This window comes from Priestia sp. AB, from assembly GCF_028369225.1.
Classification (GTDB): domain Bacteria; phylum Bacillota; class Bacilli; order Bacillales; family Bacillaceae_H; genus Priestia; species Priestia megaterium.
In genome coordinates this window covers 539,862-561,663 of the sequence record NZ_JAQMYN010000002.1, presented here as the reverse complement: position 1 = coordinate 561,663, position 21,802 = coordinate 539,862, and the positions used below count along the sequence as shown (strand labels likewise).

Here is a 21,802-nt window from a genome sequence, read left to right as displayed (position 1 = left end):
GCTTCATGAAGAAGCGGCTCTTTCTATTATGCTTGTGTAACTTCTTGTTCTGGTGAATGACTTTCAGGCTGCACGCGTTCTTCTTCAGGAAGGGCACGTACTTCTACTTCTTTCATTTGGTGACCGTCCATTTCTTTTGCAATAAACTCGTATCCGAAAAGTTTGAACGATTCGCTTTCCTGGATATCGATATTTTGCATTAACATCCAGCCGCCAATTGTATCGATATCGTCGTTTTCAATTTCGATATGAAGGACTTCGTTAACTTCTTCAAGCAGTACTTTTGAGTTAAAGACAAAGTGCTGATCGCTGATTTTTTGAACAAGCGGCTTTTCATCTGTATCAAACTCATCTCGAATTTCTCCAACGATTTCTTCTAAAATATCTTCAACGGTAACGATACCAGCCGTACCGCCGTACTCATCAATCAACACAGCCATATGCGTACGTTTCTTTTGCATCGAGCGCAATAGGTCTTGAATCGCTACGGTTTCAATTACTTGAATAATAGGATTCATATAAAGCTTCACGCTTTGCTTTTTTAACGCATCGTTAATTACGACATCGTTTAGAATCTCTTTGACGTTGACTAAGCCGATAATGTTATCTTTGTCTCCGTCAACGGTAACAGGGTAACGAGTGTAGCGATCTTCTACAGCAAGCTTTAAGAAATCTTCAATGCTGTCGTCTTCAGAAACAGCTGAAATTTCTGTTCTTGGTACCATGATTTCGCGAGCAACACGGTTATCGAATTCGAAAATGTTGTTCACGTACTTATATTCAGACTGGTTAATTTCCCCGCCTTTAAAACTTTCTGATAAAATAATGCGCAGCTCTTCTTCACTGTGCGCAAGTTCATGCTCTGAAGCTGGCTTTAATCCAAACATTCCAGTTAATAAACGGGCAGAACCATTTAGTAACCAAATGAAGGGGAACATAATTTTATAGAATAAAATTAACGGACGAGCAAACAATAACGTAACGGTTTCAGCTTTTTGAATCGCAAATGTTTTTGGCGCTAATTCACCAACGACTACGTGAACAAACGTTACAAGCGCAAATGCGATAATGAATGAAAGAATATGTGTTAAAGATGCAGCAACACCCATTTTTTCAAACAGGGGTTCTACAATCTTCGCAACAGTCGGTTCTCCTAACCAACCGAGTCCTAAAGCAGTAATCGTAATACCAAGCTGACACGCAGATAAATATTCATCTAAGTGTGTCGTCACGGTTTTAACCGCATTCGCTCCTTTTTTTCCTTCAGCAACAAGTTGATCTACCCGTGAACTACGAAGCTTCACAATTGCAAACTCTGAAGCAACGAAAAAAGCAGTGAGTACAATTAAAATCGCAAAAATAATTAAGTTAATGGTTATCAATGAATATACTTACTTTATAATGCTATAAAGTAAGTAAACACCTCCTGTAAATAATAAATTTACGACAGCAGCAGCAGTAAAGAGTGCAAAAGAGTGACGCTTTCTGGTGAAAGCCGATTCATCATTACTTTTCGATCTTCTTCATTAAGCTTTTCCATAAGCGGTGCAACTTCTTTTAAACTGTCGTTTAGTACGTAAAATTTGGATGCTAATTCGTCTTTGGAGTGGCTATTCTCGGATTGCTCTATAGAAAATAGAGAAGAAATCTCTTCAAGAGAACGGCCTTCGCTTTTTAATTTTTCAATTAAGTAAAGACGTTTCAGCGCTTCTTCGTTATAAAAGCGATAGTTAGAAGCAGAGCGTTCTGCTTTTAACAAACCAATGTTGGTATAATAGTCAACCGTGCGTTTCGTTACATGTGCCATCTCTGCAAGTTCGCCAATTTTGTATGTCGCAACCCCATCAGAATACCACCTCCTTTAACTATGTCAACTATCACGTGATGGTTTTTATCTGCGTAACTATTTATCTTTTATCCTATCGTAATTAAGTATACGCGCGTAAGATCAAAAAGTTTCATTTTTTTATTAGCATTCAGTATATCTCAAAATAAGGTAGTTTGACAAAGATTTTATAAAAAAACTCGCTTATATTAAGCGAGTTTTTTAGTAGGATGACGTACGATAATGTGCATGCGTTCATACACATATTGAATACGTTCAGTATAATCTATGAACTCAGGGCTCATTGGAGATAGCTGATCAGCAATACGGTGCATAATAGCAGCTTCTTCTTTTAACGAATCTAAATTTTGAGTTCGGTCAATTCTTGCTTTAAATGTTAACGAAATCATGTTATTCACCTCGTTGTTATGTTACTTGTTATGAGGAGCTATGTCCGTGACTTTTATCACTCTCGTCAAAGGTGATAACGTAATTATTTGATGTTTGCCGGCATTTTGTGTAGGATGATTAGAAAAGGGTTTTTATGGGAGAATGAAATGGATTTAAAACGAATGCACCACGTAGCCATTATAGGAAGTAATTATGAACGTTCAAAAGCTTTTTATGTAAATGTGTTAGGATGCAAGATTATAGAAGAAACATATAGAAAAGAAAGAGATTCATATAAGCTAGATTTAGAAGTAGCTCCTGGCTATCAAATTGAGTTGTTCTCGTTTCCAAATCCGCCACGGCGTCCTTCAAGACCTGAAGCGTACGGCTTACGCCATTTAGCTTTTGCGGTTGAAAGCGTAGAGGATTCCAAGCGTGAACTAGAGCAGCAAGGGATTGATGTGGAACCTATTAGGGTAGATGAACTAACGGGAAAAAAATTCACTTTTTTTGCTGATCCGGACGGGTTACCGCTAGAGCTGTATGAAGAGAAAGAGGGGGAATAAGGAGTATGTGCAATTATTTATTTGTATACGGAACGCTTCTTGAAGGAGAAGGTAATCACGGATTGCTGCATCATGCGCGCCCTATTGCCAAGCAGGCAAAAACGAAAGGGAAATTATATGACACAAAGCAAGGCTATCCTATGCTTGATATCGACAGTGAACATATTGTGTACGGAGAAGTATATGAAGTGACCGATCAGCTTATGTGGAAGGCTCTTGATGAATTAGAAGGGTACATTCATGAAGGTCATAAAGACAATGAATATGATAAAGTTGTGCAAACGGTTGAAACGGACCAAGGTGAATTTGAAGCCGTTGTGTATGTGGCAAGCGATCGTTCGCTGCTGCACGAATTTATCCCGAGCGGAAACTGGCGCGTGTGGAAAGAAGATTTATTAGAAGGTATGCTGTATTTTGCTTACGGTTCATGTATGGATAACGATCGTTTTATTAAGCACGGGGTGGATCAGCATTTCCAAGACTGTCTCGGCAGAGCTGTTTTCAAAGGCTATACGCTTCGATATAACCACGTTATTCATGACGGAGGACGTGCAGACATGGTTGAAGAAGGCGGAGTCGTTGAAGGCAAACTGTACCGCGTGCCGCCTGAAGCAATTACGTACCTGTATGGCAGAGAAGGCGTAGATAATAACGGCTATCGTCCTGCTATTATTTCTGTCGAGCATGAAGGTAAGATGGTGGATCATGTTCTTACTTTTTTTGTGTTAAATAAAGAAAAAGAAGTCGCACCTCCGGATCATTATTCGACTGAAATTATTCGAGGGGCAACAGGTGTACTCAGCGAAGAATATGTTCAGAAGCTAATAGAACAAGTCCATGCGCTAAAAAATAGCGATGTTGTAAATAACTAATACAAAAAGAAGCAGGGACAAAAGTAGTTTAGTTGAAGAAAGCTCCGAACGAGTAATCGTTCGGAGCTTTTTATTGTTATGGTGAACGTAGAGTTAATCTATTTAGCTGCTTCTAGCTGTTGATTGGATTGATTTTGTTATGTGTTGAATTAGCTAAAGGAAACAGAGAATTCTGTTTGAAATACACCGTCTTTTGATAAACGGTTGATGCCTAATTTTTCTTTGAAATTTCCGTTGTGATCATGCGTATCTGCAATTCCAAACCAAGGTTCGATGCAAAGAAAAGGAGCGATTGTATGATTTTCTGCATCATACTTTGACCAAATACCGACATACGGGAAATCATTAAACTGAACGTTAATTTGATTTTCATTAACCGGCGATTTAATCGTAATTCCGTCAATATGACTAAAAATTAGCGCATCATTTGCAAATAAATCTGCGCTTAGCGGCAGCTGATGCAAATTTTCTGCAGCTCCTTTTTCATGAATAAGAGCGTCTTTTAATATAAATTCCTTCGGCGTAGTTTCAGAAGGCTCTATTTCTAAAAAGTAATCAGAAATCTGCTCGTTTTCACGTAACGGAATACGAAAAGCAGGGTGGGCTCCAATTGAAAAATACATATCGTCTTTATCTTCGTTCACTACTTTCCACTGAAAAGTTAATTGGTTATTTTCCAGACGGTAGCTGATTTCAACTGAACATTCAAACGGATATACGTCTTTAAAGCGGCCGTTTGTAGCAAATTGCAGCCGTGCCGTTTCGTTTGTTTGTTCGATCACGCTGAAAGCAGAATCACGTAAAAAACCGTGCTGTGGCAAAGAGTATTCGCGCTGATCAACGGTATACTGATCATTTTTTAATCGGCCTACGATTGGAAACAATACGGGGGATACTCGTCCCCAATAAGCGGGGTCTCCGCTCCACATAAACTGCAGGTCTTTTTCTTTATGAAATACTTCTACAACTTCCGCTCCTTTTTCTTCAATGGTGACTTTCAGTTCGCTATTTTCTAGTACAATCATTACAACATCTCCCAAATCATTCTTGTACGCTCGAGCAGCCTCAAACGTACTGGCTTTGCCTATATTATACCCTTCTTGGCAAAAAAGGTATTAATTTCCCTATTTTTGTTCAAATTAATATAGAAAAAGGAGGGTTCAAATATGAATCATGCAACATTATTGCTCATTAAATTTGCAGCGGCACTTATTGCGTTTGGTATAGGCCTTGATTTGTTTTTTGATGCAACCATCGGAGACATTATTTCCTTTAGCTTGCTAACGACAGTTGTGACATATTTAGTAGTGGATCGAATTGTACTGCCTCGAGTGGGCAACCGTGATGCCATTATTGTTGAATTTGTTCTAACCTATATGAGCGTATGGATTTTTGGAACATTGTTATTAGACAGCTACGTTCAAATTGCTTGGGGAAGTATTATTTCTTCAGCTATTATTACATTTGCCGAGGTTTTTGTTCACCGCTACTTATTCAACCATATTGAAACGAAACATACAGCGAGAACGCGTCCCGCTTTTAAGCGAAAACTAGCGTATGACACAGAATTTGCAGAAGAACAGCATGTAGAAAACAAGGAAAATCCAAAATAAAAAGAAAGCTCACTTTTGAGCTTTCTTTTTTATGTGTTAATGCATAAAAGTCATTTCTTTTAAAGGCCAGTATTTCATGTTGACTTCTCCCATGATTGAAGAGATAGGAGTAAGGCCAAAATGTCTGCCATCTCGGCTAATGCGTCTGTTGTCACCTAGCACTAATACGTATCCATCGGGTATCGTGCCGTCTTGAGACAGTTCGTACGTGGAAAAATTTTCAGTAAATCGCTCGTAAGCGGGTACTTTGGATAAATATTTATGAAGATGCGGTTCTTTTTTGACTTTGTTATTTATATACAGAACATCATCTTTGTATTCGACCGTTTCTCCTGGTAAGCCGACGATGCGCTTTACTAGAAAATCACTGCTATAGGGAGCTTGCAAAACGACAATGTCAAAGCGCTCCAGCTTGCTGTGTTTGTTAATAATAATTCGATTGCCTTCGTGCAAAATAGGCTTCATAGAATCGCCTTTTACAGTGTAGGGCTGAAACCAATAGTGCTGAACGACAACAGAAAGCAAAACAGTGCCGAGGATGACGCTTGTGTATGTAAGAATTTCACGCTTTAGTTTTTTATTGACCATAATGGATGAACACCTTCTTAACGGTAAGACTGTCAATTTAAGTTTTTCATAGAGATATAACAGTGTTGATTGTACCATTCAGAACTAAAGTTTTCCATATCTATCTGTTTATGCGTGTATTCCAAAAATATGCATGAGGGAACAAAAAAATGAAAAAAGCCATTATCCTAGAGAATAACGGCTTTTCTTTATTATAATTGAGCGCGCTCAGTTCGAGTAGCTGGTTGAATTCGTTCTTCTTCCACAACAGGCTCAACAGGCTTATGCTGCTTGATTTCTTCTTCCAGCTCAGCAATTCGCTTGTTTTTCTGTTTCACTTGTCCTCTTAGTTGAACAATTTTTACAAAGCTCAATGAAGCAGCAACAACTCCTCCAAACACGGCCGTTGTTAAGATAATTAAAATAAGAGGCCATTTTTGTGAACCAAATACATAGTTAAATTGTACAGGATCGTTGTTAATTACAGCTAAAACAGCGATGATAAGAGCAAATATAAGTCCTAAAATAAAAAAGCTCTGTCCTTTCATAAGCTGCACTTCCTTTCTTTGCATGGTCATTACAACTTTTACAGCGAAACTATCTTAAGCGTTTGCTATCTTGCTTATAGGTATACGTATCCACATTTAAACAAAATCAAACATTTTATTGATTATATATATCTTTCTTTCTTTTAAAATACAATATATCGATTGGTGTAGAAACTTTAACATGTCCAAAGACCTGTTATGTCGAGTTTTTGGAATAAAGAGCTGGCGTATCCTTTTTTGCTTAAGCAGAGGGAGAGACTTTCATTTAAATCATATATGTACAAAGAGGCTGGGAGATAACCAAATGGATCCAACCTAAAGACGAACAAATGAGATACATGAGCTGAACCGCTTATGACACCGCAGTTGATTTCCGTGCAAGGCTTCGCTTTCCGCGGGCGGCCGATGAGCCTCCTCGTCGCTTGTGCTCCTGCGGGGTCTCATCTGTCCCGCTTTTCCCGCAGGAGTCTTCGCCTTACCCTTCAATCAACTGCTAGAAGGAACGAAACAGATGAAGCTGTATTCAAGTAACAAAAAAACGAACCACTCATCAAACATGTTGATCAATGGTTCGTTTTTCACTTGGGCTAAGATACTTTTGTCCCAGCCTCACTTTTATTAAAGCGGTTATATGAACTCAAGCTGAGACTTTGGCTTAATTGCATTAAACTATTTCATTATCTATCGCCCGGAGCAGGATGGTCTACACCTTTGACATGATGCCGATGCTGGTTGTCTTCACTGGTATAAAAATCATAATAGTGAACGTGCATACCGTTGCCAATGGGAATAGCGGGACCAGAGTAGGCTTTGTAATGATGTGTATGTCCGTCTTCAAAAACAACATAGCCTTCTGTATAGTGAATGTGGCTTCCATCCTCGCTTTGAATTGGAGGAGACGTTACATCGAGGCACTGATGGACATGTCCTGACGCAACCGAAGTGTAGTCCACTGAGCCATGATTATGATGAGGAACAAATCCTGAAACAAAATCGTCTTTTCCTATCTTCTTCATTCTACTTCCTCCTATAAATTCAATTAAAATAAACTGTTTAAGTAAATTCTAAAGTCTTTAAATAGGCATCTGAATGTTTCTTTGTAGTTGAATTCAAAAATACATGCTATTGATATGAACAAATAAAAATAAATATGACTTTTTATCGTTTATATCTATAAAACGGGCAGATTTTCTGTGTGATTTGCTGTTTCTAATTGATGGATTTTACATACATTTATTAAGAAAGGACAAGTTATGATACGAAAGGAAGTCAGCATAATGAGTTGGGAAAATAAAAAGAGTCTGTGTCAGGAGTTTGCGAGAATTCTAGGTGGACAAGGCAGTTTAGATGAAAATGGCGTTTGTTTGGTACAAAAGTTTCGGACGATTCGTTTTAAAATTTTAGGGCGTCCAACACGCTCTCCATTATACTCCTCAATTTTTTACTTTTGAAGATTTAGATAGCAAGGGAAGAGCGCTAAATCTAGGTGAAACCGTGCTTTTGCAAGAAGAGGTAAATCCATTATTAACGGAGCTTAGAAAAAGAGATATTAAGGTTACGGCCGTTCACAACCATTGGCTATTTGAAGAGCCGAGAGCAATGTATATGCATTTTGAATCCGTAGAACCACCGTTAGATTTTGCACGAAAAGTAAGAGAAGCGTTTAGAGTATTAAAAGGATAAGAATCAGTTTATTCTTACTTACTGCTTTTAAAATTAGATTAATAAAACTTTAAACATGTATATTATATATTGGTTTATAAACTGCACTTGAATGAACCTATCAGGTTAACTAATTTTTGAGCAGTGAGATTATTCGAGTACTTCTATCGAAATAAAAAAAGCACGCGTTCGCCGCATGCTTTTTTTATGTATAAACTTAAAATGCGTTTAGGGTGTTATCGCTTAACCACTGTTTGCGTTCAGCTGCATCTTCGAATAACTCATCTGCATTTGTAAATTGAGAAGCAATGACATATTCAATTGTTGCAAGAGGAGCTGTTAGCAAACGCCAGTTTAATACGATGGTATTATCTTGAGTCGTAGCGTATTCTTCACCTAACTCATCCCACTTAACAGATTCAGGAGCATTGTTTGCTGCTTTTTTTACAGATTTCAAAGCTTCTTGGAATTTTTCACCTGCGCGGCCTTGGTACCATTCTGTTAATAGTTGTCCAATACCTTCATTTGTTTGCTGCTCGTTCCAGCTTTCAGGTACTGTAGCAATGAATTTTGCACGGAATGTCATTTCAGCCTTTGCTACATCTCCACGAACGATATTTAATCGGTATTGACGCCCTAGGTAAGGGAATTTGTCTCCCTCTTCAAAAGAACCAGTTTTAGCTGCAGAAGCTGCTGCTTTAGGAGCCTCTTTTTTAGCTGTTTCTTTTTTTACTGCTTCTTTCTTTGGAGCAGCTGGCTTTTCCTCAGCTGGCTGTGAACCGTTTAGTTGTTTTAAAATCCATGTTGCTTTGCGTGCGATGATTGAACGCACATTGTTTTCATTAAGACCTCTTGGGATAATAACTTTTACCCCTTCTTTGTCACAAATTTGCACCGTGATATCGGTTCTATTTGGAACGACTTCAATTTTGTAGTCAATTGTTTGATTGCCTGTTTGATACGTATACATAAAATTTTTCGTACTCCTTTCTACAAATCTTCATTTTATAAGCAAAGGTAGAGTTTGGTCAAATGAAAGAATAATCAGACAGTTATCAACTGCTGTTGCAGCGCCTTGCAGAATGATATGTATTCCAATATTTAGTGGAAAAGCGCCAATAATAATTGCTTCAATTCTTCTTTAGTTTTTACAAAAACATATAAAAATATGCCGATACTACTAATATAGATTAGACATTCTATGTCTTTAGATGGTATAGGGAATGAAAAATAAAAAAAGCGTTTCAAAGTTTACATGTGAAATGCTATATATGATGGTCATAGCATTTACTGTAATTGAAGTGACAAATTATTATCTTATCTTGAAACAAGAGCAAGCAGCCTCGATTATGCTAGTGATTACATTTCTGTTTGCTTTTCTTACAACTACCGTGTTCTATTTTATCATACGTCGCTCTATAATGGCGGTTGAAAATTTAACGAAAGTAATGAAAGGGGTTTCGTAAAGGGATTTATTGATATTTGTTCAGTATAATAAACTGTAAGTATTGGTTTTTATGATAGCTTTCATAGAAAGAGATAATGAAAATTGACACGTTATAAAAGCAGTTGTATAGTGAGTACGCAAGGAGGCAGTCTGTCTTTTTTAATTCCTAGTAAACTTATAAGCTAAATAAAATATTTAAGCACTACATAAGGAGACGAAGAGATGAAAAATGAATTCCGTTTGGCAACAAATGAGGACGCAGATAACTTATTGAACTTAACTCTACAAGCATATAAGCCTATTCGAGAGCTAGGCATTCCTTTCTTAGCAGCTACTGCTGATCTTGCTCTCGTTAAGAAAAATATTTCTCAAAACCTTTGCTATGTATATGAAGAAGAGAAAAGAATCGCTGCTACTGTGTCGATACGAATGCCTTGGGGAGAACATCCAGGTCCGTTTGCTGTTCCGCATCTTTGGTGGTTTGCAGTAGACCCGTCGTTTGCCAGGAAGGGTGTTGGATCTAAGCTGCTGCATCGAGTAGAGGAAGAGGTAATAAAAAATACGTTTAAATCACCAGGTGTGTCTTTAGGAACAGCAAAAGAACATCCTTGGTTAGTTGAAATGTATGAACGAAAAGGATATGTTCAAGCTAAAGAAAAGCACCTTGCAGAAGGTTATACGACCATATTTCTTTATAAAAAATTTAATAAGGTACACTCTTTGTCGTAAAAGATAGAGAAGTGATCCAAATTAAGAAATGTGAAAGAGTGATAAATATGACAGATCAATTACTACTAAATGAGTTAATAGACATACGCCGTGAGCTGCACCGGTTCCCAGAGCTTTCAATGAAAGAATATGAAACAACTAAACGTATTAAAAAGTGGTTAAAGCACTATGATATTTCTATAGCAGATGCATTCCAATTAGACGTAGGAGCAGTAGCAGAAATTGTAGGAGGAAAGCCGGGACCTACTATCGCAATTCGAGCTGATATTGATGCGCTGCCAATTGAAGAAAAAACCAATCTGCCATTTGCATCTGAAGTAAACGGAGTTATGCACGCATGCGGCCATGATTTTCATACGACTTCTATAATCGGAGCAGCCATTCTTCTTAAAGAGCGTCAGCAGGAGCTTTGCGGTACGGTACGATTTATCTTTCAACCGGCTGAAGAAACGGCTTCTGGGGCAAAAATGCTAGTTGAAAAAGGTGTGCTCGAAGGAGTAGAAGCGATATTTGGGATGCATAACAAACCGGATCTTCCTGTAGGAACCATTGGTATCAAACCGGGACCTTTAATGGCAAGCGTTGATCGTTTTGAAATTGACATCAAAGGAGTAGGAGGTCACGCGGGCATCCCTGAAAAAACAGTAGATCCGATTGCTGCTGCTGGTCAAATTGTTACTAGTTTACAAACCATTGTCAGCCGTAATCTCAGCCCCTTTCAAAATGTTGTTGTCAGCATAACTCAAATCCATGGAGGGAGCTCGTGGAACGTCATTCCTGACAAAGTAACGCTTGAAGGAACGGTGCGTACCTTTCAAGAAGAAGCGAGAGAAAAAATACCGGGTCTTATGAAACGAACTGTTGAAGGGATTGGAGCAGCTTTCGGGGCTTCAGTAGACGTTAAATGGTATCCATATCTTCCTGTAGTAAACAATGATGATACGCTGGAAAAACTGGCTATTAACGCTGCAGAGAATCTTAGTTATCAAGTCGTAGAAGCTGAACAATCGCCTGGAGGAGAAGACTTTGCCGTATATCAGCAGCATGTACCAGGATTTTTTGTATGGATGGGTACAGCTGGAGAATATGAATGGCACCATCCTTCTTTTTCATTAAATGAAGAGGCATTGCTTGTAGCAGCTTCTTATTTTGCTAATCTAAGCTTTCATTTTTTGAATTCATTCCATTACCGAAAAAATTAAAAAATTTTTATTTTTCTATTTACGGGGATGGAATTGTTTGATAAAATAAATTTTAAATTAAAAAGTTATCACGAGTGGACGAGAGATCTGGCTCTTTGACTCCACAGCAACCTACGAATGTAAGGTGCTCCTACCAGCAAAGCATGTGCTTTGGGTGATAAAACGGGTGAAAAACTCATTTTGCATCAAAGCAAAATGAGTTTTTTTTATTTTTCTAAAAGGAGAGGGTTTTATGAGTCATACAGCAGTTGCAGCACATACAGGAGAGAAAGCATTAAAGGAAGCAGTGAAATTATTAGGAAAGCATTATCAAGTAGCTTATCGTGAGTTAGAAACATTTTATGAAATTGTGGTCGAAAACCATGTTCGTACATATGCTGTAGGCATAGACATTAAAGATATACAAAAAGCAAATGAACTAGAAATTTATTCATCATGCTGTTCCAAGCTTGAGCGAGTAGGCTGTCTTTTATAGAAGAAGTCTGCTCGCGCCTCTATTTTTTAAGTGTTTTTAAATAGAAAGCATGGTTTTTGACAAGCAAAGAATCTGGTGGGTATAATCAATACTCAATAGGTTTTAAAATTAATCATAAATTGTCGAAATTTTTACACAAATTAAAGGTTACATTCGAAATGAATTGTGGTATGTTATAAAACAAGAATATTTTATGAAAGGAGCATTGAAATGGAAATGTCTCTTGAACACGGAAACGATGCAGGAAGCGAACAGCTTATTGATCGTATCCTAGACTTTTTAGAAGATGACCAAAAGTAAAAAAAGAGTGTGCGGTGCTATCCCTAGCCGCGCACTCTTTTTTTATCATGTGCGTAAAGGCAGCGCCATACTATTATACATAGGGATAGAATGAAAGGGTCTCTGTCAAAGGGATTGACGAATAGTTTTGTTTGATAGAAAATTTAGAAAAAGGAAAGAGATGAAGGGTATGTCGAACAAAACATCTTTGTATCAAACAAAAGCACAGTTAAAAAAACTTGTAAGCGAATTGGTTTCTATACCTAGCGTGACAGGAACGATGGCAGAAGTGGAAATGGCTGAATCGATAGCGTCGTATTTATTGAAGCTGCCTTACTTTCAAAAAAACGAGCAAGTCGAGCTTCATTCAACAGGAGACGGGCGATCGATTGTCACAGCTTTTGTTCAAGGGGAAAATACGAATAAAACAGTTGTACTAGTAAGTCATTACGATGTAGTGGATGTACAAGATTATGGACAGTGGAAAAAGGATGCTTTTCACGCTGATACATTAACGAGTACTTTTTATAACCATATGGAACAAGTTCCGGCGCACGTACAAAAAGATATGATAAAAGGAGACTGGCTTTTTGGCCGAGGAACGATGGACATGAAAGCAGGCATTGCCCTGCATATCAGTATGGTTGAACGAGCATGCAACGGAGAGTTTGACGGAAACATCCTGCTGCTGTCAGTGCCGGATGAAGAAGTAAATTCGCTTGGGATGAGAAAAGCAGTGCCTGTTCTTTTAGAACTTGCCCGCAAACATCAGCTGGATTTTTCTCTCATGCTAAATGCAGAACCCGTGTTCAGCCGCTATCCTGGAGATCAAACGAACTATGTGTACTCAGGATCGATTGGAAAAATCATGCCAAGCTTTTTGTGTTATGGAAAAGAAACTCATGTAGGGGAACCGCTAGCTGGTTTAAATGCTAATTTACTAGCTTCTTATTTAACAAAAGAAATAGAATTAAACGTTGATTTTTGCGAAAAAGTAAGAGATGAAACGAGTCCACCTCCTACGGTGCTGATACAAAAAGATTTAAAAGAAGAGTATTCAGTTCAAGTTCCGCACTCTGCCGTTGTATTATTTAATTTATTTATGTTAAACCGCTCTCTTAAAGAAGTAACAGATCTGCTGTTGAAATCGGCTGACAAAGCGGCTTTGAATGTAAAAAAACATTATAATAAAGCCGCTAGGCAGTACGCTGAGGGAATGGAGGGTTCATCTCGTGACGTGAACGTATGGACGTATGAAGAACTTTATACTCATGCAGTCAAAAAGCACGGCGAAAAATATGTGCACGAAATGGAAGCAGCACTTTTGGCACAAGAGGAGGATGACAGAAATAAAACCATTAAATTAGTAAACTCTTTAGCTGGTTTATGTAAAGAAGCAGCTCCGATGATGGTCTTATTTTTTACGCCGCCTTTTTATCCGGCCGTTTGTTCACATGATGATCCGTTTGTACAAGAGATTTTGTCAAACGTACAGGCAACTGCCAAAGAGCAATTCCAATTGGAGCTAGTTGAACAAAGTTATTTTGGCGGAATTTCGGATTTAAGCTATGCCAGCCTGCAGCATCCGCTTCATACATTTAACACGTTAGTAGCCAATATGCCCCTATGGAATAAAGGGTATCATATCCCGCTAGAAGAGCTAGAGGAGCTGAAGATGCCGGTGCTGAACATTGGACCGCTGGGAAGAGATGCGCATCAATGGACCGAAAGATTAGACGTTCAGTATTCCTTTGAAATTTTGCCTCATTTCATTTATCAAGCTATAAAAGAAGCACACAAATAAACATCCGTCCGCGGATGTTTATTTGTTGAATTTAAAAGAAGCTCCTTGTACGGTAATTTGTTGCGGTGTTAGAGCGTGATCCAATTCAACCAAAAATGGACGTTCTCCAACTTTTTTTAATGTATCATGGACAACACCTTGTGTTCCGCTGCAAAAAATAAGGTTTCCTCCATTGACATATAGTTCTTGACAACGTGCATCAAGTAAAGAGTCTTTGTAGCTTTCGCCAGACTGAACGTCCAGCAGTTTCGTCCACTTGCTGATGGATTCTTCGAGGTTATGTACAGCACAGTAAATATTTTTTAGCTGCAGCTGACCAGCTTGGTGGGAAGAAAGATCCGCTAGCTTTGGCTTGCGTTTTTCTTCTGGTTCACCCCATTCAATAAAAAAAGGAAGAGGCAGGGAATCGTGGTCAGCTTCAATAAAACACATTTTCCATTGAAGTCTTTCTCCATCATTGGTTTGGCGAGAACCCGCTACAGGACCTTTCACAGTGACGTTCTTGCTTTCAAGCTCTTTTATCAGCAAATCCATATCATCTGTACGAAGTGCAAATCGGCCAAAATGACCAAGCGGTGTATGTTCGTTAACAAGCTGCTGAATAAGGTCATTATCTGTAACGTTTTGAGCTAACGCGATATCTCTAAGCCCAAGCCATTCAATATAGCTGAGGTTAAAATAAGCCAAGGTGTTAAAAGTGCCCCATTTTTCATGGATGCCGCCTTTAATGACATTTATTCCGTATTCGTTTAGTTCTTTCTGAGCTTTAATAGGATCAGGTGAAAAATGAACAAGATGATCAAAAGATAAGTGCATGGATAGGCCTCCTTTTAAAAGAGATTCTTTCCCATTATTATACGTTATTTTCCTTTTCAAGAAGAGTAAAACGAATGATTATGTAAGGTGTAAAATAGAGAGTTTAAAAAAGCAAGCCGTGTACGTTTGAGACTCGACTTGCTTTTGAGTTATTTAGCGACGACAGCCATGTCCTTTAAAGCAGCAGCCCAATGATTTATTAAACCATGGATATGAGCAGCAAGGTGAACCGCATTGACAGTGGTGATGACGGCTAGAACGACGAGTAGAGCGATAAGTAGAACGGCGGCTAGAACGACGAGTAGAGCGATAAGTAGAACGACGGCTAGAACGACGAGTAGAGCGTCTTCTAGAGCTTTTACGTCGAGAATTTGGCTCTTGATACATAAATGTTTCGAGCTCCGTACAAGAGAGAGATTCTGCTGCTTCTCTAATTTTTTGAGCAGGGATATGCATACAAACACCTCCTTAGGGTCTAATTAAGTAGTACATAATAGAATACGTACCAAGAAAGCTTTTGGATATAGTGAAAACATGGAATTTGTCTAAATTTGTGAAAGAAATGGAGTGGTTTTCATGCTTCAAATCCTCGAACATCAAAGAGTGGATATCGCTCTTCAAATAGTAGCTGTGCAAGGAGAAGCTTATCAAGAAGAAGCAAGGCTCATTGGTTTTTCAGATATTCCTCAGCTTACAGAAAGCAAAGAAGATATTATGAAAAGCAAGGAAGTGTTTATCGGAGAAATGATTGAAGGTAAGCTAGCAGGAGTGCTGTCGTTTGAAAAAGAAAATGAGCGATTAACGATTTGCCGCCTCGTTGTGCGTCCTCGTTACTTTCGAAAAGGAATCGGAAGCTGTCTTTTAACACATGTACTTCAAAGATATTCTGAATGTGAATGTATAGTGTCTACAGCCGAAAAAAATACACCTGCGATTAAGCTGTACAAAGCGCATCAGTTTTCAATTATAAAACACACTGCAGCTGCTGATAACCTTGTGTTAGTAACGATGAAAAGAGATTAAGACATCGCTAAATTAATCTAAGGGCCAACAAATGAGCTACATGAGCTAGTAGGAATCGACTGTTGATTTCCGTGCAAGACTTCGCTTTCCGCGGGCGGCCTCTGAGCCTTCTCGTCGCTTGCGCTCCTGCGGGGTCTCAACTCTTCCGCTATTCCTCAGTAGTCTCCGTCTTGCTCTCCAATCAACACAGCTAGAATACTCATAACAATAAAAAAATCCGAACGCGTTGATTCTCCATCAAGAATCTCGATTCACCGTTCGGATCTTCTTTCGACTAAAATAATGTTGTCCCGGCCTCTACGATGAGAGTGTTTGCTCAGAATAATCTAGAGCTGTATGACGCTGAATCAGCAGTAAAGCAGCTAAAGTGACAACAGCTCCGATAATAAAAGGCAGCGTCATATTGAGTTTAAAGGCAAATGCACCAAGCAGAGGGCCAAAAATACGCCCTAAGCTATCCATTGAGGCGGTCAGCCCCGAAGCAGAGCCATATCCTACTTTGGTTCTCATTGTAATTAATGAGAGGACACAAGGACGAATAAGGGCATTTCCTGCTGTAAATATGCACAAAAATAAGGTAGCATTAACGGCACTAGAAGATAACAAAATAGACGTAAATCCTATTGCTGAAACTAATAAGCCAATGGCCATCAGCTTTTTTTCATTTCCTTTTTTAAATCGCTGCAGCACACCGCCTTGAATCAGCGCTTGAGTTAAACCGCTCGCCATAAACATCCATCCGATTGTCGTAGGAGTAGCATTAATTTTCGCTATTTGAAAAAATTGAAAAGTAGCTTCTAAACCAGCGAGCGTAAAAGTCGCTAAAAATGAAAGAACATATAAATACTTCATAGCTCCTTGAAAATCTGACGTGAAGTCATGCCATCTCGATGTCTGTACTTTATCAGCAGATTCTTTTCGTAAAGATTCTTTTCGTAAAGATTCTTTTAACGTAAAGAATGAGAACGCTGTCATAATCAGTGACAAGATACCAGAGATAACGAAGGGAACAAACAAGCCGAAAGATGAAAGGACGCCGCCTAATGCCGGTCCAAAAATAAAGCCTAAGCCAATCGACATTCCTAACAGTCCCATTGCTTTCGTTCGGTTTTCTTCATCTGTACTATCAGAAGCATATGCAAAAGCACAAGGAATAACAGCTCCTGCAAACAAACCTCCGATGATGCGCGACGTATACATTAAAGTCAGAGAGTTTTCTGCCACCGAAAAAAGAAAAAAGCTTGCGCTAAAGCCGAGTAAGCCCCAAAGTAAGATGGGACGCCGGCCTTTTATATCGGAAAGCTTCCCCCAAAAAGGTGCGGTAATAAAAGATGCGATCGAATAGCTAGCCATTAGTATTCCTAAATTGACCGTGCTTGCACCCGTGGCACGAATAACTTCAGGTACGATGGGGATGATCACTCCAAAACCGACAAATACCATAAAAATAACAAACATTAACGTTCCAAGCTGTTTGTTCATATGCAATTAAGCCCCTTTCTCTGTAGAACATGCCGTGAGTTTAGTATACCAAATACAAAGAAGTTTTTTACGTATATTTGGTAAAAAGCGTTTTATTTACAAATGGATAACTATGTTAATATTTACCTGTTGTGCTGAGGATGATACAATTAAAAGAAAAGGGACGTGAAGCGATTGCCAATATGGATTGTATTTGCTGGGATCATAGGCGGTCTTTTAGGGTTTGGGGCGCTAGTGGATTATATAGCTAAGAAGAGAAGTATCAAATTAGATCCAGAAGAAGGAATAAAGAATGCTTCTGATGCAGAACAAATCTATGTGGAAAATTATCTTTATCAAACAAAAGAAAATAACAATCACTTTCAATAAAAAAAGCTTGGAGACGAATCTCCAAGCTTTTTTAATGCGGTAAAAAGATGAGCTGATAGAGGAATAAAACAGCAAAGACATACACAAGCGGATGGACTTGTTTGCCTTTTCCTTTTACCAGCTTCATTAACGGATAAGAAATGAAGCCAAGCGCAATTCCTGTTGCAATACTTGATGTAAGGGGCATCGCTAGAACAACTAAAAAGGCAGGGAACGCTTCATCAAAGTCATTCCAATTAATTTTAGCTACAGCGCCCATCATCAAGCTTCCGACAATAATTAATGCAGGTGAAGTAATAGCTGCTACGCCAGAAACCGAGCTTACAACCGGACTAAAGAACGCTGCAACAATAAATAAAATGGCTACCGTCACACCCGTTAGACCTGTACGTCCGCCTGCTGCTACACCAGATGAAGATTCAACGTAAGCCGTTGTTGGGCTTGTACCAAATAAAGCTCCAATCGTTGTACCAAATGAGTCAGCAAGCAATGCTTGACGTACGCGAGGCATCTTATTACCTTTCATAAGACCGGCCTGTTGAGCTACTCCTACCATTGTACCTGTTGTATCAAAAATTGTAACAAGTAAGAAAGAAAAAACAACTGTGTACAGATCATGATGAATAACATCTCCAAAAGCGGCAAAAGGATTTGAAATCATTAAGCCGTCTGGAAGGTGAGGAGAAGCAAACAAACCTTTATCAAATGAAAGCTGTCCTCTAAAGAAAGCAATTAACCCCGTAATAATCATACCGAAGAATAAAGCGCCGTTTACATTTAGCGTATATAAAATGATTGTAATCGCAAGTCCAATCAGTGTTAAAACTACTTTTTCAGACTGCAAATCACCAAGTCCAATTAAATTTGACTTATTTGCAACAATAATACCGGCTGAACGAAGCCCGATAAAAGCAATAAATAAACCGATACCAGCACTAATCGCGTGCTTTAAATTGTTTGGAATAGCTTCAATTAATTTTTCACGAAACGATGTTAACGATAGGATGATAAAGATAATGCCCGCTACGAATACAGCTGAAAAAGCAGTAGCATAGTCGATACTTCCATTTGAACCAACAACTAAAGCAGCAAAGTATGCATTCATTCCCATACCGGGAGCAATAGCGATTGGGTAGTTAGCTGCAAGAGCCATCCATAGCGTAGCTACGACTGCTGAAATAATAGTAGCTGTAAATACTTGATCAAAAGGAACGCCGGCGCTGGACAAAATAACTGGGTTCACAATGACGATATAAATCATGGTTAAAAACGTTGTAATACCAGCTAAAATCTCCGTTTTAGCATCCGTATTATATTCTTTTAACTTAAACATAAGTAACCTCCAAAAATAACGAACATTAAAAGCAACATGATATATAATATTCGTTTTTTACTTGAAATGCAATAGATTTGCATATAAAAAATCAAAAACTAAAAAAGTGACGATAAAAGAGCTAAAACAAGTGTGAAATATTTCTTTTTTTCGGTGCTTTTTATAGTGTGTGCGTATAGAAGAGGCTCATACGAAAAAAAGCCGCTTGGGCTATAGCGGCTATGTTGCTTGTTTTGAGGAAACGACTATTGGAAATTTTATTTTAATGGAAAGAGTTAAATCGTTATACGTATATTCCAAGCGTCCGTGGTAGTTGGAAACAAGTTCAGAAATGATCCACGTGCCAAGGCCTTCGTGGCGTTCTTTCTTTTCTGTAACATGAAAAGAAGTAAACAAGTGATCTTGACGCTCTCGTGATAAAGGAGCAGTAGAATTGCTGACTTCTAAAATGTAAATGCCACTTCGGATCATACTCGAAACGGTTATCTCTTTTTTCTCAGAAGAATGAGCGGCTTCTAAAGCATTATGTAGTAAATTCATGGTGAGATTCATTTGGTCAAGGTGCTTTAAAGGCAGCTGTGATAACGGTGAATTTAATTGAACATTCATATGTATTCCCCACGTATGTGCTTGATTCTTGCTTTGATGTACAACAGAAGCAACGTGCGAATGTTCACCTTGAATATATGAATGGGTATCATTCAAAGCTTCAACGTAATCTTGAATATACTCTTGTGCCTGCTGTCTTTGATTTGTTTCTAGAAGATAGGATACGGCACTGACATGTTTAATAAAATCATGTCTTTCAGCCCTTAACGCTTGAAAAAGCTCATTGTTTTTTTGAATTTCACGTGAAGCACTGCTTTCCCGTTTGGTTACGAATATGTATTGTTGATAAGAGGAAAACATGTCGGTCATGCAACCAATCATTGCGATAACGGTTAGGGCAATGCTAAAAGGTGAAGATAGGCTAAATAAAAGCAGGAAAAAAGACGTCAGTACGATTGCTTTTTTTATAGTTAGTGAAGGAACCGTTTGATATTTCTTTCTCCATATAAAAAATGAACCAATTATAAAAGAACTAAGTAGGAGATGTAAACTAACAGGCAGGTCTTTAAAAAAGAGGAGCACGAAAACAGTTAGTAAAACTAGTGTGTAAAATAGTTTCATTTTAGATAGTCCCTCCTTTAAAAGTATTCTTTTTGCAAGATGTCTAAATTTGTTTTGGTGATTAAAGCTGTTTTTTCGGTGCTTTGAAACATCACTGAGTAGGAGTGCTTAGTATACAGGGAGAAATTTTGAATATAGGAAATGTTGATAATAAAAGCTCGATGAGACCTTAGAAAATGACTCGCTGTTAATTCTTTTTCAATTTCGTTTAATGATTGATAGGTACTAAATTCTCCATTTGTCGTTATGATTGTGGTAGAGCGACCTGTTCGTTCTGCAAATATAATATCTTGTTTGTTCAGCACTTGCATTTCGGTTTTTTGTTTTAAAATAAGCTTATCTCTTGTGTCAGTTGATTGTTTTTTTTGATGAAAACGCTGAATGCCTTTTAACAGACGCTCTTTAGAATAAGGCTTCATAATGTAGTCTAAAACGTTGAGTTCAAATGCATGAACGGCAAAGCCGCTGTGCCCAGTGACAAAGATGACTTGAATATCAAGTGCGTAAGCATTGATAAAGTCTGCAAGCTCATAACCTGATAGCTTTGGCATTTCAATATCTGTAATTAATAAATCAATTTCATTTTTTTTAATTTCGTTATAAGCTTCCTCCGCGCTGCTAGTCGAAAAAAGTATGTCTATATCATCTTCTCTTTCTAAAGAAATCCTCAATTTTTCTAAATCATATGAATGATCATCCACTAATCCTACTTTCATAAATAAAAACCCTCTTTGTTTCATTCTATTGGATATTACCACACTATTTTACCATGATTTACAAGATAGAAAGGACGTTTCGCGACATAAAAAACCCTCTTTATGACAAGATGGAAGATGCTGTATGAAAAATAAGCTAAGATAGATTCAATCACAGTAAAAGGGGAGAGCAGATATGATTGAAATCAAAGGTGTGACGAAATATTTTAAAGAGAAAAAGCAAACAATTGCAGCTGTTCAAGATATTCATGTAACCATCGCACAAGGAGAAATTGTAGGACTATTAGGTGAAAATGGAGCGGGGAAAACAACTCTTTTACGTATGCTGTCGACTGTACTTGAACCATCGGAAGGTAATATGTTCATTCACGGAATAAACATTCATAAACAGCCTGATAAAATAAAGCAAAAAATCGGCGTCCTTTTTGGCGGTGAAACAGGTTTATACGACCGTTTGACTGCGCGTGAAAACTTAGCTTATTTTGCTAAGTTTTATGGAATGAGCAGACATGAAACAAAGATAAGGATTGAGGAACTGGCCAAACGTTTTGGAATGAAAGACTACTTGGATCGCCGCGTCGAAGGCTTTTCAAAAGGAATGCGTCAAAAAGTAGCCATTGCACGCACTATTCTTCATAACCCGGACGTTATCCTATTTGATGAGCCGACTACAGGGTTAGACATTACATCAGCAAACATGTTTCGTGAGCTTATTAAAAGTCTGCAAAGAGAAGGAAAAACGATTGTTTTTTCCAGTCACATTATGGAAGAAGTGGAGATGCTGTGTCAGTCTATCATCATGATTCATAAAGGAAAAATGATTTATCAAGGAACAAATGAACAGCTTTATAAAGAAGAGGAAAGCACAGATTTAAACTATATCTTTATGTCGCGTATCGTGAGGGGGGCTTAAT

25 protein-coding genes, 1 pseudogene and 1 riboswitch are annotated in these 21,802 nt (G+C 38.2%); of the genes and pseudogenes, 12 read left to right on the top strand and 14 right to left on the bottom strand.

Annotated features, from left to right (window positions below; translation table 11 throughout):
- Window positions 1-26: 26 nt before the first annotated feature.
- The 3 genes from POF52_RS09090 to POF52_RS09080 form a co-directional block, all read right to left on the bottom strand.
- Entirely contained in the window at window positions 27-1,382 is a 1,356-nt protein-coding gene (locus tag POF52_RS09090) for a hemolysin family protein (RefSeq protein ID WP_013082163.1), read from the bottom strand.
- A gap of 59 nt (window positions 1,383-1,441) precedes the next feature.
- Window positions 1,442-1,807 (bottom strand): MerR family transcriptional regulator, encoded by a 366-nt coding sequence (locus POF52_RS09085; protein ID WP_013055894.1) that lies wholly within the window; start codon window positions 1,805-1,807, stop codon window positions 1,442-1,444.
- A gap of 227 nt (window positions 1,808-2,034) precedes the next feature.
- Window positions 2,035-2,235, bottom strand: coding sequence for a hypothetical protein (locus POF52_RS09080; protein WP_013082164.1), 201 nt, complete (start codon window positions 2,233-2,235; stop codon window positions 2,035-2,037).
- A gap of 147 nt (window positions 2,236-2,382) precedes the next feature.
- Between POF52_RS09080 and gloA2 the strand changes: the two genes are divergently transcribed.
- The gene (gene gloA2, locus POF52_RS09075) at window positions 2,383-2,781 is read left to right on the top strand and encodes an SMU1112c/YaeR family gloxylase I-like metalloprotein (protein WP_271991997.1); all 399 of its coding nucleotides are present in this window, start codon (window positions 2,383-2,385) and stop codon (window positions 2,779-2,781) included.
- Between the two features lie 5 nt (window positions 2,782-2,786).
- On the top strand, window positions 2,787-3,653 hold the full coding sequence (locus tag POF52_RS09070) for a gamma-glutamylcyclotransferase (protein ID WP_013082166.1): 867 nt from the start codon (window positions 2,787-2,789) through the stop codon (window positions 3,651-3,653).
- Between the two features lie 149 nt (window positions 3,654-3,802).
- Here POF52_RS09070 and POF52_RS09065 read toward each other — a convergent pair whose 3' ends face one another.
- On the bottom strand, window positions 3,803-4,678 hold the full coding sequence (locus POF52_RS09065; RefSeq protein ID WP_271991993.1) for an aldose 1-epimerase family protein: 876 nt from the start codon (window positions 4,676-4,678) through the stop codon (window positions 3,803-3,805).
- A 141-nt stretch (window positions 4,679-4,819) separates the two neighbouring features.
- Between POF52_RS09065 and POF52_RS09060 the strand changes: the two genes are divergently transcribed.
- Window positions 4,820-5,266, top strand: a complete 447-nt coding sequence (locus tag POF52_RS09060) for a YndM family protein (protein ID WP_013082168.1) — start codon at window positions 4,820-4,822, stop codon at window positions 5,264-5,266.
- 36 nt (window positions 5,267-5,302) lie between these two features.
- Here POF52_RS09060 and lepB read toward each other — a convergent pair whose 3' ends face one another.
- From lepB to POF52_RS09045, 3 genes are all read right to left on the bottom strand, one after another.
- Entirely contained in the window at window positions 5,303-5,854 is a 552-nt protein-coding gene (lepB, locus tag POF52_RS09055; RefSeq protein WP_013082169.1) for a signal peptidase I, read from the bottom strand.
- A 191-nt stretch (window positions 5,855-6,045) separates the two neighbouring features.
- Window positions 6,046-6,381: a LapA family protein gene (locus POF52_RS09050; RefSeq protein WP_271991990.1), complete on the bottom strand. Its 336-nt coding sequence runs from the start codon at window positions 6,379-6,381 to the stop codon at window positions 6,046-6,048.
- Between the two features lie 677 nt (window positions 6,382-7,058).
- Complete coding sequence (locus tag POF52_RS09045; RefSeq protein WP_016763339.1) at window positions 7,059-7,397, bottom strand: YmaF family protein; 339 nt, start codon at window positions 7,395-7,397, stop codon at window positions 7,059-7,061.
- A gap of 261 nt (window positions 7,398-7,658) precedes the next feature.
- Here POF52_RS09045 and POF52_RS09040 point away from each other — a divergent pair.
- Window positions 7,659-8,064 (top strand): annotated as a pseudogene (locus POF52_RS09040) (DUF1259 domain-containing protein).
- A gap of 196 nt (window positions 8,065-8,260) precedes the next feature.
- Here the strand turns inward: POF52_RS09040 and POF52_RS09035 are convergent.
- Window positions 8,261-9,013 carry a M48 family metallopeptidase gene (locus POF52_RS09035; protein ID WP_176583931.1) on the bottom strand — a complete coding sequence of 251 codons (753 nt, stop codon included), beginning with the start codon at window positions 9,011-9,013 and terminating at the stop codon, window positions 8,261-8,263.
- A gap of 253 nt (window positions 9,014-9,266) precedes the next feature.
- On the opposite strand from POF52_RS09035, the gene POF52_RS09030 reads away from it, so the two are divergent.
- The 5 genes from POF52_RS09030 (at window position 9,267) to POF52_RS09010 (ending at window position 13,979) form a co-directional block, all read left to right on the top strand.
- Window positions 9,267-9,509 carry a hypothetical protein gene (locus tag POF52_RS09030; RefSeq protein WP_271991985.1) on the top strand — a complete coding sequence of 81 codons (243 nt, stop codon included), beginning with the start codon at window positions 9,267-9,269 and terminating at the stop codon, window positions 9,507-9,509.
- Between the two features lie 203 nt (window positions 9,510-9,712).
- Complete coding sequence (locus POF52_RS09025; RefSeq protein WP_176583930.1) at window positions 9,713-10,219, top strand: GNAT family N-acetyltransferase; 507 nt, start codon at window positions 9,713-9,715, stop codon at window positions 10,217-10,219.
- Window positions 10,220-10,266: 47 nt separating this feature from the next.
- Entirely contained in the window at window positions 10,267-11,421 is a 1,155-nt protein-coding gene (locus POF52_RS09020; protein WP_271991983.1) for a M20 peptidase aminoacylase family protein, read from the top strand.
- A 62-nt stretch (window positions 11,422-11,483) separates the two neighbouring features.
- Window positions 11,484-11,585: riboswitch (SAM riboswitch) on the top strand.
- A 68-nt stretch (window positions 11,586-11,653) separates the two neighbouring features.
- Entirely contained in the window at window positions 11,654-11,896 is a 243-nt protein-coding gene (locus POF52_RS09015; RefSeq protein ID WP_013082177.1) for a hypothetical protein, read from the top strand.
- A 469-nt stretch (window positions 11,897-12,365) separates the two neighbouring features.
- Window positions 12,366-13,979 carry a M20/M25/M40 family metallo-hydrolase gene (locus POF52_RS09010; RefSeq protein WP_271991980.1) on the top strand — a complete coding sequence of 538 codons (1,614 nt, stop codon included), beginning with the start codon at window positions 12,366-12,368 and terminating at the stop codon, window positions 13,977-13,979.
- 18 nt (window positions 13,980-13,997) lie between these two features.
- Here the strand turns inward: POF52_RS09010 and POF52_RS09005 are convergent, their stop codons facing one another.
- Together POF52_RS09005 and POF52_RS09000 are read right to left on the bottom strand one after the other, a co-directional pair.
- The gene (locus POF52_RS09005; protein WP_271991978.1) at window positions 13,998-14,795 is read right to left on the bottom strand and encodes a VOC family protein; all 798 of its coding nucleotides are present in this window, start codon (window positions 14,793-14,795) and stop codon (window positions 13,998-14,000) included.
- Window positions 14,796-14,948: 153 nt separating this feature from the next.
- A complete protein-coding gene (locus POF52_RS09000) occupies window positions 14,949-15,251 on the bottom strand; it encodes a CotG/ExsB N-terminal domain-containing protein (protein WP_271991977.1) in 303 nt (100 codons plus the stop codon).
- 120 nt (window positions 15,252-15,371) lie between these two features.
- On the opposite strand from POF52_RS09000, the gene POF52_RS08995 reads away from it, so the two are divergent.
- Complete coding sequence (locus POF52_RS08995) at window positions 15,372-15,818, top strand: GNAT family N-acetyltransferase (RefSeq protein ID WP_171777549.1); 447 nt, start codon at window positions 15,372-15,374, stop codon at window positions 15,816-15,818.
- A gap of 297 nt (window positions 15,819-16,115) precedes the next feature.
- Here the strand turns inward: POF52_RS08995 and POF52_RS08990 are convergent, their stop codons facing one another.
- Window positions 16,116-17,300 carry an MFS transporter gene (locus POF52_RS08990; protein WP_043979724.1) on the bottom strand — a complete coding sequence of 395 codons (1,185 nt, stop codon included), beginning with the start codon at window positions 17,298-17,300 and terminating at the stop codon, window positions 16,116-16,118.
- A gap of 174 nt (window positions 17,301-17,474) precedes the next feature.
- On the opposite strand from POF52_RS08990, the gene POF52_RS08985 reads away from it, so the two are divergent.
- Complete coding sequence (locus POF52_RS08985; RefSeq protein ID WP_271991972.1) at window positions 17,475-17,669, top strand: hypothetical protein; 195 nt, start codon at window positions 17,475-17,477, stop codon at window positions 17,667-17,669.
- Window positions 17,670-17,700: 31 nt separating this feature from the next.
- Here POF52_RS08985 and POF52_RS08980 read toward each other — a convergent pair whose 3' ends face one another.
- The 3 genes from POF52_RS08980 to POF52_RS08970 all read right to left on the bottom strand — a co-directional run bounded on the left by POF52_RS08980 (window position 17,701) and on the right by POF52_RS08970 (window position 20,888).
- A complete protein-coding gene (locus tag POF52_RS08980; protein WP_013055916.1) occupies window positions 17,701-19,002 on the bottom strand; it encodes an NCS2 family permease in 1,302 nt (433 codons plus the stop codon).
- A 219-nt stretch (window positions 19,003-19,221) separates the two neighbouring features.
- On the bottom strand, window positions 19,222-20,172 hold the full coding sequence (locus POF52_RS08975) for a sensor histidine kinase (protein WP_271991969.1): 951 nt from the start codon (window positions 20,170-20,172) through the stop codon (window positions 19,222-19,224).
- Between the two features lie 17 nt (window positions 20,173-20,189).
- Window positions 20,190-20,888, bottom strand: coding sequence for a LytR/AlgR family response regulator transcription factor (locus tag POF52_RS08970; protein ID WP_016763353.1), 699 nt, complete (start codon window positions 20,886-20,888; stop codon window positions 20,190-20,192).
- 175 nt (window positions 20,889-21,063) lie between these two features.
- Between POF52_RS08970 and POF52_RS08965 the strand changes: the two genes are divergently transcribed.
- Window positions 21,064-21,801, top strand: a complete 738-nt coding sequence (locus POF52_RS08965) for an ABC transporter ATP-binding protein (protein WP_176583923.1) — start codon at window positions 21,064-21,066, stop codon at window positions 21,799-21,801.
- The last annotated feature ends 1 nt before the right edge of the window (window position 21,802 follow it).

What these genes read in the sequence shown, in the direction of transcription:
- POF52_RS08970 (WP_016763353.1), bottom strand. Translation starts at nt 20,888, where the DNA reads ATGAAAGTAGGATTAGTGGATGATCATTCATATGATTTAGAAAAATTG.
- POF52_RS09030 (WP_271991985.1), top strand. Translation starts at nt 9,267, where the DNA reads ATGAAAAATAAAAAAAGCGTTTCAAAGTTTACATGTGAAATGCTATAT.
- POF52_RS09015 (WP_013082177.1), top strand. Translation starts at nt 11,654, where the DNA reads ATGAGTCATACAGCAGTTGCAGCACATACAGGAGAGAAAGCATTAAAG.
- POF52_RS09080 (WP_013082164.1), bottom strand. Translation starts at nt 2,235, where the DNA reads ATGATTTCGTTAACATTTAAAGCAAGAATTGACCGAACTCAAAATTTA.
- POF52_RS09050 (WP_271991990.1), bottom strand. Translation starts at nt 6,381, where the DNA reads ATGAAAGGACAGAGCTTTTTTATTTTAGGACTTATATTTGCTCTTATC.
- POF52_RS09065 (WP_271991993.1), bottom strand. Translation starts at nt 4,678, where the DNA reads ATGATTGTACTAGAAAATAGCGAACTGAAAGTCACCATTGAAGAAAAA.
- lepB (WP_013082169.1), bottom strand. Translation starts at nt 5,854, where the DNA reads ATGGTCAATAAAAAACTAAAGCGTGAAATTCTTACATACACAAGCGTC.
- POF52_RS09020 (WP_271991983.1), top strand. Translation starts at nt 10,267, where the DNA reads ATGACAGATCAATTACTACTAAATGAGTTAATAGACATACGCCGTGAG.
- POF52_RS08965 (WP_176583923.1), top strand. Translation starts at nt 21,064, where the DNA reads ATGATTGAAATCAAAGGTGTGACGAAATATTTTAAAGAGAAAAAGCAA.
- POF52_RS09085 (WP_013055894.1), bottom strand. Translation starts at nt 1,807, where the DNA reads ATGGCACATGTAACGAAACGCACGGTTGACTATTATACCAACATTGGT.
- POF52_RS08975 (WP_271991969.1), bottom strand. Translation starts at nt 20,172, where the DNA reads ATGAAACTATTTTACACACTAGTTTTACTAACTGTTTTCGTGCTCCTC.
- POF52_RS09060 (WP_013082168.1), top strand. Translation starts at nt 4,820, where the DNA reads ATGAATCATGCAACATTATTGCTCATTAAATTTGCAGCGGCACTTATT.
- POF52_RS09035 (WP_176583931.1), bottom strand. Translation starts at nt 9,013, where the DNA reads ATGTATACGTATCAAACAGGCAATCAAACAATTGACTACAAAATTGAA.
- gloA2 (WP_271991997.1), top strand. Translation starts at nt 2,383, where the DNA reads ATGGATTTAAAACGAATGCACCACGTAGCCATTATAGGAAGTAATTAT.
- POF52_RS08980 (WP_013055916.1), bottom strand. Translation starts at nt 19,002, where the DNA reads ATGTTTAAGTTAAAAGAATATAATACGGATGCTAAAACGGAGATTTTA.
- POF52_RS08990 (WP_043979724.1), bottom strand. Translation starts at nt 17,300, where the DNA reads ATGAACAAACAGCTTGGAACGTTAATGTTTGTTATTTTTATGGTATTT.
- POF52_RS09000 (WP_271991977.1), bottom strand. Translation starts at nt 15,251, where the DNA reads ATGCATATCCCTGCTCAAAAAATTAGAGAAGCAGCAGAATCTCTCTCT.
- POF52_RS09005 (WP_271991978.1), bottom strand. Translation starts at nt 14,795, where the DNA reads ATGCACTTATCTTTTGATCATCTTGTTCATTTTTCACCTGATCCTATT.
- POF52_RS09025 (WP_176583930.1), top strand. Translation starts at nt 9,713, where the DNA reads ATGAAAAATGAATTCCGTTTGGCAACAAATGAGGACGCAGATAACTTA.
- POF52_RS09010 (WP_271991980.1), top strand. Translation starts at nt 12,366, where the DNA reads ATGTCGAACAAAACATCTTTGTATCAAACAAAAGCACAGTTAAAAAAA.
- POF52_RS09045 (WP_016763339.1), bottom strand. Translation starts at nt 7,397, where the DNA reads ATGAAGAAGATAGGAAAAGACGATTTTGTTTCAGGATTTGTTCCTCAT.
- POF52_RS09070 (WP_013082166.1), top strand. Translation starts at nt 2,787, where the DNA reads ATGTGCAATTATTTATTTGTATACGGAACGCTTCTTGAAGGAGAAGGT.
- POF52_RS08995 (WP_171777549.1), top strand. Translation starts at nt 15,372, where the DNA reads ATGCTTCAAATCCTCGAACATCAAAGAGTGGATATCGCTCTTCAAATA.